This window comes from Streptomyces sp. NPDC048696 (genome assembly GCF_043198895.1).
GTDB lineage: Bacteria > Actinomycetota > Actinomycetes > Streptomycetales > Streptomycetaceae > Streptomyces.
This window is the reverse complement of the sequence record NZ_JBICVJ010000002.1, coordinates 74,445-89,577: the sequence shown is the minus strand read 5'-3', so window position 1 is coordinate 89,577 and position 15,133 is coordinate 74,445. Positions and strand designations below refer to the sequence as shown.

The following is a 15,133-nucleotide window of genomic DNA, read 5'->3' as shown; positions in this document are numbered from 1 at the left end:
CACCTGCCTGGTCGTGGGCGGCGGTGCCCGTCGGGGGCCGCCCGGCGAGCAGCCCCTCGGCGCGGTCGCCGCCGACGAGGGCAGGGACAAGTTACCGGCGAGTCGGTGAAGCGGCCAGACCCGTGCGCCCCCGAACCTGCCCGGGACCGCCGCTCACTGGTCGACGGCCGCCGGGGCGTCGGCGGTGGCCACGACCTTGGCCACGAACGCGTCCAGGTTCTCCATGGTCCGCGCGACCTTCTCGGCGAGCCCGATCGTCTCGTCGTGCCGTCCCGCGCGCAGCTTCGGCCGGCGCTTGCCGCGTATGTAGAGGGAGCAGGCGAGGTCGGCGCAGAAGTAGATGCCCACGGTGTTGCCCTCGCGTCCGCGCGCCCCGGCGAGCGGGGCGGCGAGCAGGGAGACACCGGAGGAGGCGTGGGCCGTCAGACACACCTGGCAGATGCTGGACTTGAAGGCACTGGTGCGGCCGACGCCGGGCACGCGCAGGGTGATGCCGAGGGGGCCGTCGGGCCGGGGGATGACGAGGTGCGCGCGCAGCGGCGCGCCCGGGTCCACCCAGCCGAGGAAGTCCAGGTCCTGCCAGGGCAGCTCGGCGAAGTCGAGTGGCAGCCGCAGTCGGCGTGCCTCGCCCTTCGTGCAGTTCACGAAGGACGAACGGATGGTGTTCTCGGTCAATGGCTCCACTCGGTGGACCGTACACAGATCTCGTCGGGCGGGCATCCGAATTCGAGCTCGGCCATCGGGGTGATGAATCGTTTCGCTGTACGGGTCCACGGTGGTCGGCGTGATGGAGTTGCCCGCACCGGCAGATCACCCCGCGCGAGAGGACAGACGGCGATGCAGTACGGCTGTCCTGGCTGTGACGCCCTGCGCGCGGAGGCCCGTAAACCGGGAGCCGACCTCGCCGACCTGCTGCTCCGCACACAGCTGCACGAAATGGAGCCGCACCCCGCCCGCCCGGGCGCCCCGGCGAAGAAGGAGCGGGGCGGGACGAAGCGGGACTGACGGCGGCCGGTCCGGGCATCCGGATCGATGGCGCACCATGCGGTGGTTTTCGGCCAGGGGAGCGGGCGGCAGGCCGGGGCGTTTGTGCCGGATTGGTAATCTCGGCGTGTTGATCTTGGTGATGTCCTCGACTCACCCGCCCCAGCACTCCGGAGCGGCGTTCCCCAAACGCCCCTGCCCCGACCAGAATGCGAAAAGAATTGGCTCACCGTCAGCTTCGCCGTCGTTTCCGCCTCGCGGGTCACCTGGTGGCCGGCTCGGTCGTCCTCGCGGTACTGCCCGCCGCCCCCGCGCTCGCGGACTCCGGCACCACGCCGTCCGCCCCGTCGGCGACCCCGCACCTCGACGCCGTGGAACAAGCCCTGCGCCAGGTCTCGCCCGGCCTGGAGAACAGCGTCTGGGAGCGCACCGCCGGCAACCGGCTCGACGCCTCCGCGGGCGACCCGTCCGACTGGCTGCTCCAGACCCCCGGCTGCTGGGGCGACGACAAGTGCGCCGAGCGCGTGGGCACCGAGCGCCTGCTCGCCAAGATGACGCAGAACATCTCCCAGGCGACGCGCACGGTCGACATATCCACCCTCGCACCGTTTCCCAACGGCGCGTTCGAGGACGCGATCGTCGACGGCCTCAAGGCCTCGGCCGCGTCCGGCAACAAGCTGAAGGTCCGCATCCTGGTCGGCGCCGCGCCGATCTACCACCTGAACGTGGTGCCGTCGAAGTACCGCGACGAGCTGACCGCCAAGCTGGGCAAGGCGGCCGAGAACATCACGCTCAACGTGGCGTCGATGACCACCTCGAAGACCGCGTTCTCGTGGAACCACTCCAAGCTGCTCGTGGTCGACAACCAGTCGGTCGTCACCGGTGGCATCAACGGCTGGAAGGACGACTACATCGACACCGCGCACCCGGTGTCGGACGTCGACCTGGCGCTTGCGGGACCCGCCGCCGGGTCCGCCGGCAAGTACCTCGACACGCTGTGGTCGTGGACGTGCCAGAACAAGTCCAACATCGCCAGCGTCTGGTTCGCCTCGTCCAACGGCGCCGGCTGCATGCCGTCGCTGGCCAAGGACGCCCCGGCCGCCGCCCCGGCCGACGGCGACGTCCCGGTCATCGCCGTCGGCGGCCTCGGCGTCGGCATCAAGGACAAGGACCCCGCCTCGGCGTTCCGCCCGACCCTGCCCACCGCCGCCGACACCAAGTGCGTGATCGGGCTGCACGACAACACCAACGCCGACCGCGACTACGACACGGTCAACCCCGAGGAGAGCGCCCTGCGCGCACTCGTCGCGAGCGCGCGCGACCACATCGAGATCTCGCAGCAGGACCTCAACGCCACCTGCCCGCCGCTGCCGCGCTATGACATCCGGCTGTACGACGCGCTCGCCGCGAAGATGGCCGCCGGGGTGAAGGTGCGTATCGTCGTCAGCGACCCCGCCAACCGCGGCGCCGTCGGCAGCGGCGGCTACTCGCAGATCAAGTCGCTCAACGAGATCAGCGACACGCTCCGCGACCGCCTCGCCCTGCTCACCGGCGACAAGGGCAAGGCCCGCACCGCGATGTGCTCCAGCCTCCAACTGGCCACGTTCCGCAGCTCGGCCAACCCCACCTGGGCCGACGGCCACCCCTACGCCCAGCACCACAAGCTGCTCTCCGTCGACGACTCCGCCTTCTACCTCGGCTCGAAGAACCTGTACCCGTCGTGGCTCCAGGACTTCGGCTATGTGGTGGAGAGCCCCGACGCGGCCGCCCAGCTCAAGGCGAAGCTCCTCGCCCCGCAGTGGCAGTACTCGCAGGCGACCGCCACGTTCGACTACGAGCGCGGTGTCTGCCAGGCCTGACCCTGCATCAGATCCTGTCGTCCATCGCCTCCAGCCGGGTGGGCGGCAGGAACTCGCGTACGTACGTCCGTTTCCAGCACGCGCCCGTCGTCCGCAGCTCGTGCCAGCTCGTATAGCGGTAGCGGAACAGGCGGGCCCGGATGTAGCGGGGCGGGCTGTCGGGCGGGAACGGGGAGCGGCGCAGCCTTTTGGCGTTTGAGCAGCGCCGCTCACGCAGCAGTGGTGAAACCCGCCAAGTCCACGGCCGTGATGCCGGACAAGACGTTCACCGATCGGTGAGCGATCATGCAGCGAGTCCGCGGATCGCCGAAGGGGACATCGACGAGCCCCTTGCTCACCGCCCGCAGTGTCTGAGGGTCGTAGATGACGCCCGAGACTCCCCAGGAGTGGTTCCACTCCGCATAGGCGGCCACGTATCTATTGATGAGGCGAGGGCAGCTCATGACTGGCCTCGGGGGCACATGACCGGCACACAGGCGGCGCCGTGGTTCGTTCGCCCTCCCGGATCGGCTGACCGCGAGCGCTGTTCATGACATAGAGCTGCCTGGTGTCACTCTCCTCGATGGTCAGTCCGCCGTAGACCTGGCACAGCAGGTCGTACATCGCGCGCCGCTGACGGTAGGCGTGGACGGTCGGGAACAGGGCCTTGCCCCGGCCTCGACCGAGGCCCTGACGCACCCACAGGATTCCGTGTTGGTCACGGTCCATCGGGCCCTCGTCGGCGAAGTAGATGCTGGGGCCGGCGCCGCTCACCCGGACGCCGAGCCGGGGCACGGTGATCCTCTCCGAGTCCCAAGCCGTGATGAACGGGACGGTGAGGCCGCCCTGCCTGTAGCGCACCTTCGCTGAAAGCAGTGCCATCGAAGTCTGCCGCCCCGACGCGTGGTGCGTGCGGACATGGCCGCGCTTGATCGGTCGGTAGATCAGATGGTTCGTCGTCATCACCCACGGGCCGAAGCCCTCCAGCATCAACACGCGCTCCGTGGCACCGCCCCTGTTGCACATGTCGTTCACGCGTCGGTAGCGGCCCGCTACGAGGACGTAGTCACCCACCGCGATGCCGTTGGGTGTGCAGTGCTCCGGCTGCGTGTTGGGCGGAGCCGGAGGGCGGTGCTCGGTCCCCTCAGCCTTGGCCGTGCCTGCGAGTGTTCTCGCGTAATCCTGTGCCATGGAATTTGTCGTCCTAACGGATGGCGAGGGGGCCGTTCTGTTGGTTGTTTTGTGGCTAGAATCGGGGGCTCCGAGACGCCTCGAAGAATGGAGATCTCCCATGCCTCAGATCGCCTGTCAAGGTGGAAAGATCAAGGCGCCGGAGCCTCCTCGGATTTCCTCAGTGCTGCGGCCGGCGGACGGGGCTGAGCTGGAGGACGACGCGATCCTCAAGAGCCTCCACTTCGACGGCGACACCTTCGTGGGCCTAGAGGCCGAGGCGGTAGAAGCAGATGGCTGCGCCTTCGCCAACGTCCGCTTCACCGGTACCAGCCTGCGCCAAACCCAGTTCAGCGACAGCGAGTCGGACACATGTGACTTCTCTCAGCTCACTGCCGCGGATGTGTCGTTGATCCGTTGCGCCGTCTCCGGCAGCAGGCTCACCGGGTCCTCGTGGAAGTCCGGCACGTTCCGAGACGTGCGGCTCTCGGGCTGTGTCGCAACCCCGGGAATGTTCCGGCACATGAAGATCTACGCGACGGTATTCGAGGACTGTAGGCTAACCGGTGCTGACTTTCAGTTCACCGAATTCCACAACGTCAAGTTCATGAATTGCGACATGACTGGTGTGCAGTTCGGAAACGTGAAAGTCGGTTCCATGCGATTCGAGAATTGCACGCTGCTCGACGTGGGAGGCGGGGCGAACCTGAAGGGAACCACCGTGGCAGGCCCGGGGTCGATGGAGCTGGCCCTGAGCCTGGCACGGGAGGCCGGCATCGCCTTCGAGTAGCAGCTCAGGCGGCGACGGCTGGACGGTAGCCCGCGTACTCGCGGCTGGTGAGGGCGCGGGCTACCTGGTCGAAGTCGAGCGGTTCCTGCTTCACCCAGTCGCTCATCTCGTCCAACAGGAGTTGGCCGTACGGGGTGAAGAACGCCCGCTTGCTGAGCATGTCGGTGCAGGCGTCACGCATCGAGTCCGTGTACTTGCTGACGAGGTCGTTCCCGCCCTGGTGGTTCTCCATGAACATGAGCGGGACCGCGACGGCCGCAGCGTGGAAGGCGGCATGAAGGGGGCGCTTCTGACCGATCTTCACGGCCGACAGAGCGCGGTACTCGTCCTTCTCCAGCTCGGTCGGAGGCAGGGTGAACATCGGGTACACCGTGTCCAGGATGAACAGGCCGCTGTGCAAACCCTCGTGGACGATGCACTGCGCGTAGTTCAGAACGCTCCAGTCCGGCCCTGGGCTCATGAGCACTACGCCGGGCATCTGGTTGGCGCTGCCGCCCCCGTCCACACCCGAGTTGAACACCACGATGTCCGTGACAAGCAGATCGACCATGCGACGGAGATCAGGGTGGATGTGGTGGATCATGTCGAGGGCGAGCGTGGTCTTCGTATCCCACTCCTCACGGGCGGGACCGTCAGACGAGGTCGCGGGCCCCACGATGTGGGCGAAGATCCCGCTCACCTTGCAGAAATCTGCCCACCCGCTGTCCTCGTAACCGATCTTGATCCCGGCCTCATCGGCCTGCAAGACGGCGGGACGGAGGGTGTTGATGGCCTTCACGTACTCCGGGTGGAGCGTCTTCGGGTTGCCGGGGTGAGACCCGTTCACCGCGTTGGCGAAGCGGGCCGTGGTCTCGTACAGATGTCCGAGGTTGAGCATGTGCACGGCTGTCTGTCCTTCCGGGTGAATGGGTGCGCGCCCGGAGCGGAGCTGATCCGCTCCGGGCGCTCTGTGCAGGGGGAGTCAGCCGCGGACTAGTCGGTCCAGCCGCCCATCATCACGACCGTGCCACTGTTCTGGGCGGCCTCGACGCGCGCCTTGATGCCGGTCGCCACGCTGGACGGGTCCTGCCGGACCGCGTCCATCAGCTCGTTCAGCGTGCCGGTAGGCGTCGCGGCCGTGTCAGCCGCAATCTTCACGGGGCTCATAGGAACCACTCCTTGTCTCGATGGACTTGAACGGTGGAGCAACCCGCCCCGGAAGGGACAGGTGTCTTGGGGTCAGCCAGAGGCGATCCGGCTGACGCAGAGGGCGACGACTGCGGCCCAGATCGTTCCGAGGGCTATGTCGCCCATCGTGGGGCGCCTCCACTTCACGCCGTGCGCCTCTCCTGGGCGTTGCTGGCGCGGTGGATGGGGCACTTGCATGGAGGCCATACGAACGTCACCAAGGGGACGGGGGGTTTCGTCCTGTCGATGTCGAACGTGGTCTCCTGGTCGAAGCTCTGGCCGTTGTCACGGGAGACTCTGATGGTCATGGCCACCGGCATCACCAGAGGGAGACGGGACGGCCCCAGTGGGGGTGGTGCAGTATCACGCGGTTGCACTCACCCCGTCGGCGGAGATCGCCTTCCTCGATGGCGGTCGAGCGGTCTTCGTCGGCGCTCGCGCAAGTCAGGCACCTGGTGTGCGGAGGGGGGTCCGTCGGGGGTGGCGCCGCCTCCGGTATCGGCTTCTGGTTGGGGCTCATGAGCGTCACCACCGTCTGCACCTCCGTAGTCACCTGCCGTGTTGGCGTGACGTAAAGCATCGAAGCGCTGGAGTGACTTCGCCACGACTTACAGGCGACATCTGAGGCATCGTCATTGACGTAGAAGTCGTCCGGAGGACTTCGAGCCGACTTCGCTCCGCCTCACGCCAGAACGACCCCTAACCAATGGCAAGTTGGTGATACTCCAGAAGGGACGCTCGACAAGACACGGGAGAGCCGGCATGGCGGAAGAGCAGGAAACACTCCTGCGCAAAGAGGAGCAACATCCTCTCTGTCGGTAGTGCAGCACCCGCACATTACGGAAGAAGACCTGCTCATGACTGCACACGACGCCGCCTCGCACGCGGGCGACGCCGCTTCCAGGGCCCTGACTCCCGAGACGATCGCGATTCTCCGCACCCAGCTCCGGGGCCTGGCGCGTAGCTACCACCAGAAGCCCGCTGCCGAGATCTTCATCAAGGCCAGAAGCATCCGCGACACCATCGAGCGCCGGATGCCGCTCACGCACCGCCCGAACCAGTCGTCCGACCTGTTTCTCCTCGCCGGACAGGTGTGCGCGCTCCTCGCGTCCGCCGCATTCGACCTCGGCTCGCAGGACGCTGCCGAGACCCTGACCATGGCGGCCCTCGCCTACGTCAGGCCCATCGACCACGCACCGCTGATCGCCTGGTGCGGAGGGAACCTCGCCCTCCTCGCCTACTGGGACAGGCGGCCGGCCGAAGCCCTGGAGCACGTGAAGTCGGCACAGGATCTGGCCACGTCCGGTACGGCCAAGCTCCGACTCCACAGCATCGCGGCGCGCACCTACGCGCACCTCGGGGACCCGGACTGCGTCCGCTACGAACTCGAAGCGGCCCAGCAGGTGGATCAAGACATCCGCGACGATCACCACGACGACATGGGTGGGGAGTTCGGCTTCTCCCGCGAGCGAGCAGCTATGTCAGCCGGAAGTTCGTGGCTGCTGATCCAGGACGGAGCGAATGCCGTGGAGGCGTCCTCCCGCGCGCTCGAACTCGTCCAGGCCCGTACCGAGGAGCAGAGGTCTGTGAAGGTCGAGATGGAGGCCACCGCGGACCTCGCGCTCGCGCAGCTCCTGAACGCCGACCTGGCGTCTGCGATCGCGACCCTCGGGCCGGTGTTCGAGCTGCCGCCCGAACAGCGTGTGGACGGGCTCCTCCTGCGCCTCAACGGTGTTCGGAGCCAGCTCACCGTTCCCGCGCTCCACAGGCAGCGTGAGGCCGTCGAGCTGGGACACCACATTGAAGGGTTCAGGCGGGACTCCGCCAGGTCGACCCTGCCCGGAGCCCCGCGCTACCAGCTCGGGAGCTAGCGAGCGTCCCACGCAGCGAGCAGGGCGGCTTCCTTCTCCTCGGAGAGCCCGATGTGGGCCGCCCTCTCGTTCTCCACGGCAGTCTCTCCGGAGGACAGCCACGCCCAGGTATCAGCGATGGTTTCCAACAGAGGCCGGCACCTGAGACCAGCCTCCTTGGCGCGCACGCCAGAGACGGCCCACGTTCCCGGGTACGTCCTCCAGAGTGGAAGCTCCGTCCACTGCTTTGCCCCCTGGTCGAGTAGGAAGTCCCCGTCCACCCACTCCAGGGTCGCGTCCGACCCGGTCACCTCGATGCAGGTCCGGAGGAAGCTCTCCATCGTTGCGTGGGTCTTCGGGGCGGTCAGGTTGAAAACCTCGGCCCCACTGGCGACCTGGGCTCGATCGCAAGCGAAGGTGGCGACATCCCGGGCGTCCACGGGGGCGATGGTCTGGTCCGGATTGCCGGGCGCGAGGACGCGCCCACCCTGCTCGATCCGGCGCAGCCACCAGGGGAGCCGTCCTACGTACTCCTCGGGGCCCAGGATCACGCCAGGGCGCAGGATGGTCAGCGCACGTCCAAGGTTTGCCCGTGCGGACTTCTCGGCATTGGCCTTGTCCACCCCGTACGACACGACTACGTCATCCGGCATACCTGACACCGGATCGGCCTCCGCGAGAGTCGGAAGATCCTCTGTGAGGGGAATTAGCGGCCATCCCGCATAGACCGAGACGGTGGACACGTAGACGTACCTGCTCGTCGCCTCGGCCAGAGTCCGAGTCGCCAGGTCCACTACGTCGGCGGACATCCCGGAGGTGTCGATGATCGCGTCCCACGGACCGATGCCGGCCAGGCGCACAAGGTCGTCCTGATTGGTGCGGTCTCCCTGGATGGCATGGGCGCCATCAGGGTTTCTGCCGGTCTTGCCACGGTTGAAGACGGTCACGGACCAACCGCGCCGCAGGGCCTCTGCCGCGACTGCGCGACCGAGGAAGTGGGAGCCACCCATCACCAGAACGGAACTCGTCATGAGGTCTGATCCTGCCGTCTCGGAAGCAGCGGTGCCAGCTCCGGCTGAGGGTGATTGCATGAACTAACTAACTGTCCACCACCTTCGCGAGGGCTAGTGCCGTGCCTTCGTCGCCATCGATCTTGCGGACCTGTACGCGTTCAGCCACCAGGACAGCTTGACGGAAACCGCACGTCCCAGGCAGCAACCGGGCGGCAGGCCGCCAGCCGTCCGGTGCGGGAAGGGGAACCGTTGCGTCGGTCTACAGCTGATCGAACGTCCAGGTGAGTATGACCTGTCCCGTTTCCGCGACGCCGCCAGCGCGGCGGTACGTCGCCAGTGCCGCCGCATTCTCTTCGTCCGTGATCGTCCACACGCCGTAGCAGCCCCGTTCACGTGACAGGTCCGCAAGCGCCGACACCAGAGCCTGGCCGATGCCACGCCCACGGAACGAGGCGTCCACGCCCAGCTCGTACAGGAACATCTCGGTTCCCTTGTCCGGATGGGTCATCTCGACACCGGTGACCATCCCCGCCGGGATGTCGTCCACGTAGGCGATCAGGAGGTGATGGCACTCGTCCGTCAGGAACCGTTCAGTGGCCTCCCGCCCTGGGGCGGTGTCGAAGAGGTGTCCAGCGGCGTTGACTGCCTCAACCTGAGTGGCACGACGGATCTCCATTCGAGGATCCTGACACGCTCCGGTCTCGGGGGTCGGCCATTTTGCCGCGGAGTGATCCCGACGCCGAGTCCAGCTCCACGGCCTTCGGAACCCCACCGCACTGACCTCAGCCGTTTTCTCAGCAGGGCGAACGCTGCCTGATGCGGCACTAGTTCCTGCGATCGAAGTTGGGATGCGGCGTGCCGGACCTCGCGCCTGCGGACGTTCGTTCGGTCACTCGAAGTTGGAATGTGACTCAGGTGGTGGGATGAGGCGCACGGGAGGGAGCAGGTCCCGTACGTACTCGCGATGCCAACACGCCCTCGTTTCTCGCAGCTCCCGCCATGTCGTGAACCGGTATCGAAACACGCGAGCGCGGACGTAGGCCGGGGGCTGGTCCGAGAAAGGGTTGTGTCGGATCAGACGAAGCGTGTCTCGGTCATTCAGCAGCAGCCGTAGGACGAAGCCCTCGAACCACGAGCCGCCGTAAGCGGGGGAGAGGGCCACAAACCAGAGCAACCAATCAAGCCTCAAGTGGAAGGGCGCGAACTGTCGTGGCCACCGCTGTGGCTCGCTGGGCTTGCCGTGGAAGCCGTACTCCTGCCACACCGCATCGGCGGGAACTTCCTGGTCAGCGCGTTGTAGCACCGCCTGACCCACGCTGCTACGCTGCTTGTACCAATCCGCTTGGTGCCAGTCGAGCCGCAGATGGTACGGCGCGAACTGGCGCGGCCAGTACCGCAGTTCGCCGGGTTTCCCCTTGAACTCGTACTCCCGCCACTCGGAGTCCATGAGCGGCACCGGATCGTCGGTCCCCTCGACGACCACCTCGAACCGCAGCCGGCTGACGCTGCCGAACGCGCCGTAGGTGTTGACCAGGTGCAGCGGGTCGAAGGAGTAGTTCATGATCTGGCGGCGCGAGACCATGTTGCGGGCCGGGCGGTAGCTCAGCGCGAGCAGACACCCGGCGACCACCAGCGCCACGACCTCGTACCAGACCGGTGTGCCCGCGAAGTGGTGGGCCGAGGTGAGCGGGGAGAAGTCGACGGCGGTCACGGCCAGCGCGACCGTCGTCCAGTTCAGCCACGAGAAGTTGCCCGACAGGATCAGCCACAGCTGGGTCAGGATCATCAGCGACGCCGCCGCCGTGGCGACGGGCTGCGGAGTGAACAGCAGGACCGGTACGAGAAGTTGGGTGACGTGGTTCGCGGCCGCCTCCACCCGGTGGAACGGCTTGGGCAGATGGTGGAAGAACCAGCTCAGCGGGCCCGGCATCGGCTGGGTCTCATGGTGGTAGTACAGACACGTCAGCCTGCGCCAGCACTCGTCGCCGCGCATCTTGATCAGCCCGGCCCCGAACTCCACGCGGAACAGCGCCCAGCGCATCAGGAACAGCACCACGATCGGCGGCGCCACCTCGTCGTTCCCGAGGAACACCGCGAGGAAGCCCACCTCAAGGAGCAGTGACTCCCAGCCGAACGAGTACCAGGTCTGCCCCACGTTCACGATCGACAGATACAGCGCCCACGGCAGCAGCCACAGCAGCATCGCGCCCCACAGCGGCACCCTGCCGTCGACCCCCGCGAGCAGCCCCGCCGACACCAGCACACCGGCCCACGCCCAGCCCGCGAAGAACCGGTCCGAGTAGTGGAAGTGGAACACGCTCGGGGCCCCGCGGAACGGTATCCGCTCGACGTACCAGGGCACCGGCAGCATCCCCCGCTCGCCGATCAGCGCACGGAACTGCAGCGCCGCGCCGAGGAACGCGACGAGGTAGATCGCGGCGAGCGTGCGCTGGAAGACCAGCCGGCTCAGCCAGTAGTCGGGTGCGACGAACCACTCCACGGTTTCATTGTGACGCTGAGTGACGTGTTGTGCCTGCGGGGCGGTCGGACGGCGTACGGGGCGGGGGCGTACCGCCGTTCCCCGCCAGGGTCACCTCGATCAGCCGGACGTCGGCGAGCACCGGCTCGGCCGATTCGTCCGTTGCCGCACGCGCGACCCGCCGGATCGGGCACAGTCGGTACATGAACGGCTACGAAGACGGAGTACCGGCCTTTCTGCAGATCCGTGTGACGCCGCAGGAAGGCCCGATCGCCGCATTCGCCGAACAGGAGGCGTGGCAGGCGCGACAGCGCTACCCGGACATCCTGGGCGTCGGGGTGCCGGAGTTCTTCCACGCACGCGAGTGCGAGCAGGGCGGCTGGGAGCTGAGCGAATACAGCACCGACACACCGCAGGGCGCACGGGACTCGCTCGGCCATCACTTCCGGATGGCGGCCAAGGAGGCCGAGGAGGCCGGGGACGACAAGGCGCGGCGCAAGTGGCTGGCGGCGGCGGGGCGGATGGACCGCGAGGTGATCGACGACGTCCGCGTCCTGGGGGAGCGGTTCCGGATCGTACGGGCCTCGCGCTTCATCCGGATGGGTCCGGCGGGTCCGGAGCCCCCGCGCCCGTCCGACCCGGACGCCGCCGAGGTCGGGGAGGCCCACCGCTTCCCCTCCCGGACCAAGGGTTTCGTCATCGACCCGTACACCGGGACGGGCCTGGCGGACGGCATCCTCCGCCTCGACCTCGTCCACTTCGTCGGATCGGCCCCCGGCGCACCCCGGGAGGTGACGGAGGACGCCTGGCGGGCCGCCGAACGCTATCCCGGCGGGGTGCTGTTGCCCGCCGTCTTCATGGTCTCCGAACGGGACGACGGCAAGTGGCGCGCCCATGACCCCGGGGCGGCACACTCGACCCCGCAGGGCGCGCGGGACTCGCTGGCGGCGTGGCTGCGGGTGATGGCCCCGTTCATGTACCAGCTCGACGAGGCCGAACGTGTGGCGTTCGCAGAGGCCGCGGACCGTCTCGACGCCAAACGCTCCAACTCCCTCACGGTGGACGGCCACCGCCTCCGCGTGACCCGAGTGGAACGCCTGGTCCGCATCGGCCCCGACGGCCCCGAGGGCCCCCGACCCTCCGACTTCGACCCCCAACCACCCGTCGAGGTCCACGTACGCCAGCTCAAGGAACAGGGGCTCTGGAAGGAGGAGGACGAGGAGGACGACGAAGAGTCACTCGAACTCAAAGAGAACGCCCGCGAGTTCGCCCGCCTGTGGGAGCAGGAGCAGGCTCGGGCGGCCGAGGCGAAGGAGCGGAGGAGGCTGGGGGAGGGGGTGTGAGGCGGAGGCCGTGCTCGCCGTCGCGCGAACGGCCTGCGGGCTTGCGGGGGAGCGGCCTGCGCGGGAGCGGTGCTGCTCCAGCACCGCTCCACTGCGCCCCCACCGGATGCGGCTAGCCTCCGCTCGGACTCCGGCCGTATAGGCCGTATAGAGCGTGTCGACGGGGTGCCCTCGGCTCGGCTGCGAGGATGCCGGGACAAGCCGATGCGGGAGAACGACGAAGCGAGGGCAGCATGTTCAGTGGCACGCACGCCATCTTCTACAGCACGGACGCCGATGCCGACCGGGCCTTCATCCGGGACGTGCTGGGCTTTCCCGGCGTGGACGCGGGCGAGGGCTGGCTGATCTTCAGACTGCCCCCGGCCGAACTCGCCGTCCACCCCACGACCGACGAGCCCAAGCACGAGCTGTACCTGATGTGCGACGACATCGCGTCCCAGCTGGCCGAGTTCTCCGCGAAGGGCGTCGAGATCGTCCGCCCGGTGAACGACCGCCCCTGGGGCCGCATCGCCTCGATCCGCCTCCCCAGCGGATCGGAACTCGCCTTCTACGAGCCCCGCCACCCGGTCGCACACAGCCTCTGAGCGGGCGCCCCACGAGCCGTACGCAAACCCGCGACGTGTGTACGTCGGCGTTGTCACGCGGTCGGACACTCACCGCTCAACAGGGGAGCACCGGGAGCCCGGCGACGCGGTGACGCTACGGTACGCGCATGCGTATGCATTTTATCGGTGCGGGTTTCCGCGCGCTCATGATGGCACTCATCGACGGTGATCCCCTGTGGCCCGCGGTGACGCTCTTTCTTGCCTCCATCGTGATCGCGATTGTCGTCGCCATGGTTCGTGCCTCCCGTAGGAGCGCGTCAGACCACTGAGCGGCCTCCCTTTGCTCACGGCCAGAGCAGGTGACGCTCCCACTCCGCCTCCGGGCGTGCGCGTTCGTAGCGCAGTCGGGTGTGGACGCGGGTTCCGGCTGCCTGCCAGAACTCCACCGCTACGGGGGCGAGCGTGTACAGCGTCCAGTCCTCGGCCACCAGATCGGGGTTCTGTTCGACGCGCCGGGCCGATTCCGTGATCGATGCGTCGCGGTGGGCGAGGTTGTCGAGATGCCGGCTCTGGTGGCCCAGCAGGGCCTCCGCACGGGCCGCGGGGGAACGGGCCAGGGAGTCGGCCGTGTTGGCGTCGGCGGACCCGGGCGTCACCGCGCCCCTGATGCGGATCTGGCGGCCCCGGCCGGGCCAGTAGAAGGTCAGTGCGGCGCTCGGGTGCGCGGCCAGTTGCCGCCCCTTGGGGCTGCCCGCGTGTGCGGCGAACTGCCAGCCCGCCGCGTCCACGTTCTTCAGGATCAGCACCCTCGCCCTGCTCGTCCACGGTCGACAGGGTCATGGCGTGCGGGCCGGGCTCGCCCGCCTCCACCGCCTCGGTCAGCCACGCCAGGAACAGCTCGACCGGCTCGGCCGGAGCGGCTGCCGGGTCGAACGTCGGCAGTCGACTGGGGAAGGCATCCAGGCTCCGCAGCCACGTCCGTACGCTGGTGGTGTCCTCGCTCGCAGCCATCGCGCTCCTCTTGTCGTTCGCTCCTCTTGTCGTTCGCCTTCCTGCGAACGTATCACCGCAGGGGAAACGTGTTTCCAGATAGCGGAATTGTAGTTCCGTTGTGCGGAATCCTGATTCCGTGCCCTTGAGCGCCCCGGCAGCGCATACGGGCTTGCCGTGCGGACGGCGGGGTACGGGCTCGCCGGGTTGCGAAGCGGAGCGCTTCGTACCGGTAGTCGTAAATCCTTTCCGGCCAGGGGGTCCCTGATTCATACGAAGCCCTTACCCTTGGGCGGGTAGCCTCGGTAAAGAGAAGCCAAAGAGGTGCGTGAGGCCACTGCCGTCCTCACGCACCACAGCGAAAGGCACGGCTTATGGCCCTCACCTTTGCGCACAGGGTCACCGCTCGACGCGCGTCCCTGCAGGATGTGAACGCCATCGTTCGCCTGCTCTCCGGTGACAACGGACTGCCGCCCGAAACCGCCGCTCTCGTCTCGGCCTCACAGGCCCAACTCCGCCTCATCCTGGCCCACTTCGGCCTGGAGACCGGCAAGGTGTGGGTCGCCGAGACCGGTTCCGGCGCACCCGAGGCGGCGGCGGTGTGGATACCGCCCGGTGTCTCCATCGACGAGGACGAGCACCGGGCCCTGTTGCGGCTGCACGGGCTGCGGCCCGCGCTGGTGCCCGCGCGCGACCATGAGGACCGCATACCGGGCGAGGAGGACCACTGGCTCCTCGCGGCCGTGGGCATAGCTCCCACGGCCCACCCGGGCGCCCTGGAAGCCGTCCTCGACCCGGTGCTGCGCACGGTGGACGCGGCGGGTCTGCCCGCCTATGCCACCGCGCCCGCGTCCTTCCAGGCGGAGCTCCTGGCGGCCTTCGGCTTCGAGCCGTGCACCTCGGGGCCGACGCGCCCGGAGCCCCGGCTGCGTCGCCCGCCCAAGGCCACGTTCGCCGACTGAGG

At 68.0% G+C, this 15,133-nt stretch carries 17 protein-coding genes and 1 pseudogene; 8 read left to right on the top strand and 10 right to left on the bottom strand.

From position 1 onward, the window contains the following. Positions 1-153: 153 nt before the first annotated feature. On the bottom strand, positions 154-684 hold the full coding sequence (locus ACGFRG_RS03490) for an FBP domain-containing protein (RefSeq protein WP_393260968.1): 531 nt from the start codon (positions 682-684) through the stop codon (positions 154-156). Between the two features lie 153 nt (positions 685-837). Here ACGFRG_RS03490 and ACGFRG_RS03485 point away from each other — a divergent pair, with 153 nt between their 5' ends. Together ACGFRG_RS03485 and ACGFRG_RS03480 are read left to right on the top strand one after the other, a co-directional pair. Continuing rightward, positions 838-1,005 carry a hypothetical protein gene (locus ACGFRG_RS03485; RefSeq protein WP_361417970.1) on the top strand — a complete coding sequence of 56 codons (168 nt, stop codon included), beginning with the start codon at positions 838-840 and terminating at the stop codon, positions 1,003-1,005. Positions 1,006-1,205: 200 nt separating this feature from the next. Beyond that, positions 1,206-2,843 (top strand): phospholipase D-like domain-containing protein, encoded by a 1,638-nt coding sequence (locus ACGFRG_RS03480; protein WP_393260965.1) that lies wholly within the window; start codon positions 1,206-1,208, stop codon positions 2,841-2,843. Positions 2,844-2,850: 7 nt separating this feature from the next. Here the strand turns inward: ACGFRG_RS03480 and ACGFRG_RS03475 are convergent. The 3 genes and pseudogenes from ACGFRG_RS03475 to ACGFRG_RS03465 form a co-directional block, all read right to left on the bottom strand. Then, positions 2,851-3,030: pseudogene (locus tag ACGFRG_RS03475) on the bottom strand (lipase maturation factor family protein); the annotation flags it as partial. A gap of 22 nt (positions 3,031-3,052) precedes the next feature. Next, positions 3,053-3,256, bottom strand: a complete 204-nt coding sequence (locus ACGFRG_RS03470; RefSeq protein WP_393260962.1) for a hypothetical protein — start codon at positions 3,254-3,256, stop codon at positions 3,053-3,055. Positions 3,257-3,260: 4 nt separating this feature from the next. Further along, positions 3,261-3,896 (bottom strand): hypothetical protein, encoded by a 636-nt coding sequence (locus ACGFRG_RS03465; protein WP_393260959.1) that lies wholly within the window; start codon positions 3,894-3,896, stop codon positions 3,261-3,263. 217 nt (positions 3,897-4,113) lie between these two features. On the opposite strand from ACGFRG_RS03465, the gene ACGFRG_RS03460 reads away from it, so the two are divergent. Next, positions 4,114-4,782, top strand: a complete 669-nt coding sequence (locus ACGFRG_RS03460; protein ID WP_393260957.1) for a pentapeptide repeat-containing protein — start codon at positions 4,114-4,116, stop codon at positions 4,780-4,782. 4 nt (positions 4,783-4,786) lie between these two features. On the opposite strand, the gene ACGFRG_RS03455 is transcribed toward ACGFRG_RS03460, so the two are convergent. Then, positions 4,787-5,659 (bottom strand): aKG-HExxH-type peptide beta-hydroxylase, encoded by an 873-nt coding sequence (locus ACGFRG_RS03455; RefSeq protein ID WP_393261807.1) that lies wholly within the window; start codon positions 5,657-5,659, stop codon positions 4,787-4,789. 95 nt (positions 5,660-5,754) lie between these two features. After that, positions 5,755-5,928 (bottom strand): hypothetical protein, encoded by a 174-nt coding sequence (locus tag ACGFRG_RS03450; protein ID WP_393260955.1) that lies wholly within the window; start codon positions 5,926-5,928, stop codon positions 5,755-5,757. 878 nt (positions 5,929-6,806) lie between these two features. Between ACGFRG_RS03450 and ACGFRG_RS03445 the strand changes: the two genes are divergently transcribed. Continuing rightward, the gene (locus tag ACGFRG_RS03445; RefSeq protein ID WP_393260953.1) at positions 6,807-7,820 is read left to right on the top strand and encodes a DNA-binding protein; all 1,014 of its coding nucleotides are present in this window, start codon (positions 6,807-6,809) and stop codon (positions 7,818-7,820) included. Here ACGFRG_RS03445 and ACGFRG_RS03440 read toward each other — a convergent pair. The 3 genes from ACGFRG_RS03440 to ACGFRG_RS03430 form a co-directional block, all read right to left on the bottom strand. Next, positions 7,817-8,830, bottom strand: coding sequence for an NAD-dependent epimerase/dehydratase family protein (locus tag ACGFRG_RS03440; protein ID WP_393260950.1), 1,014 nt, complete (start codon positions 8,828-8,830; stop codon positions 7,817-7,819). The genes ACGFRG_RS03445 and ACGFRG_RS03440 overlap by 4 nt on opposite strands. Positions 8,831-9,071: 241 nt before the next feature. Next, a complete protein-coding gene (locus ACGFRG_RS03435) occupies positions 9,072-9,488 on the bottom strand; it encodes a GNAT family N-acetyltransferase (RefSeq protein ID WP_393260948.1) in 417 nt (138 codons plus the stop codon). 213 nt (positions 9,489-9,701) lie between these two features. Continuing rightward, positions 9,702-11,312 (bottom strand): lipase maturation factor family protein, encoded by a 1,611-nt coding sequence (locus ACGFRG_RS03430; protein WP_393260945.1) that lies wholly within the window; start codon positions 11,310-11,312, stop codon positions 9,702-9,704. Positions 11,313-11,494: 182 nt separating this feature from the next. Here ACGFRG_RS03430 and ACGFRG_RS03425 point away from each other — a divergent pair, with 182 nt between their 5' ends. The 3 genes from ACGFRG_RS03425 to ACGFRG_RS03415 all read left to right on the top strand — a co-directional run bounded on the left by ACGFRG_RS03425 (position 11,495) and on the right by ACGFRG_RS03415 (position 13,508). Further along, positions 11,495-12,634, top strand: a complete 1,140-nt coding sequence (locus ACGFRG_RS03425; protein ID WP_393260942.1) for a DUF5954 family protein — start codon at positions 11,495-11,497, stop codon at positions 12,632-12,634. Positions 12,635-12,867: 233 nt separating this feature from the next. After that, positions 12,868-13,218 carry a VOC family protein gene (locus ACGFRG_RS03420; protein ID WP_361417940.1) on the top strand — a complete coding sequence of 117 codons (351 nt, stop codon included), beginning with the start codon at positions 12,868-12,870 and terminating at the stop codon, positions 13,216-13,218. 128 nt (positions 13,219-13,346) lie between these two features. Beyond that, positions 13,347-13,508: a hypothetical protein gene (locus ACGFRG_RS03415; protein ID WP_361417937.1), complete on the top strand. Its 162-nt coding sequence runs from the start codon at positions 13,347-13,349 to the stop codon at positions 13,506-13,508. Between the two features lie 15 nt (positions 13,509-13,523). Here ACGFRG_RS03415 and ACGFRG_RS03410 read toward each other — a convergent pair whose 3' ends face one another. Further along, positions 13,524-13,985, bottom strand: coding sequence for a pyridoxine 5'-phosphate oxidase C-terminal domain-containing protein (locus ACGFRG_RS03410; protein ID WP_393260938.1), 462 nt, complete (start codon positions 13,983-13,985; stop codon positions 13,524-13,526). A gap of 612 nt (positions 13,986-14,597) precedes the next feature. On the opposite strand from ACGFRG_RS03410, the gene ACGFRG_RS03405 reads away from it, so the two are divergent. Beyond that, entirely contained in the window at positions 14,598-15,131 is a 534-nt protein-coding gene (locus ACGFRG_RS03405; protein WP_361417932.1) for a hypothetical protein, read from the top strand. Positions 15,132-15,133: the final 2 nt, after the last annotated feature.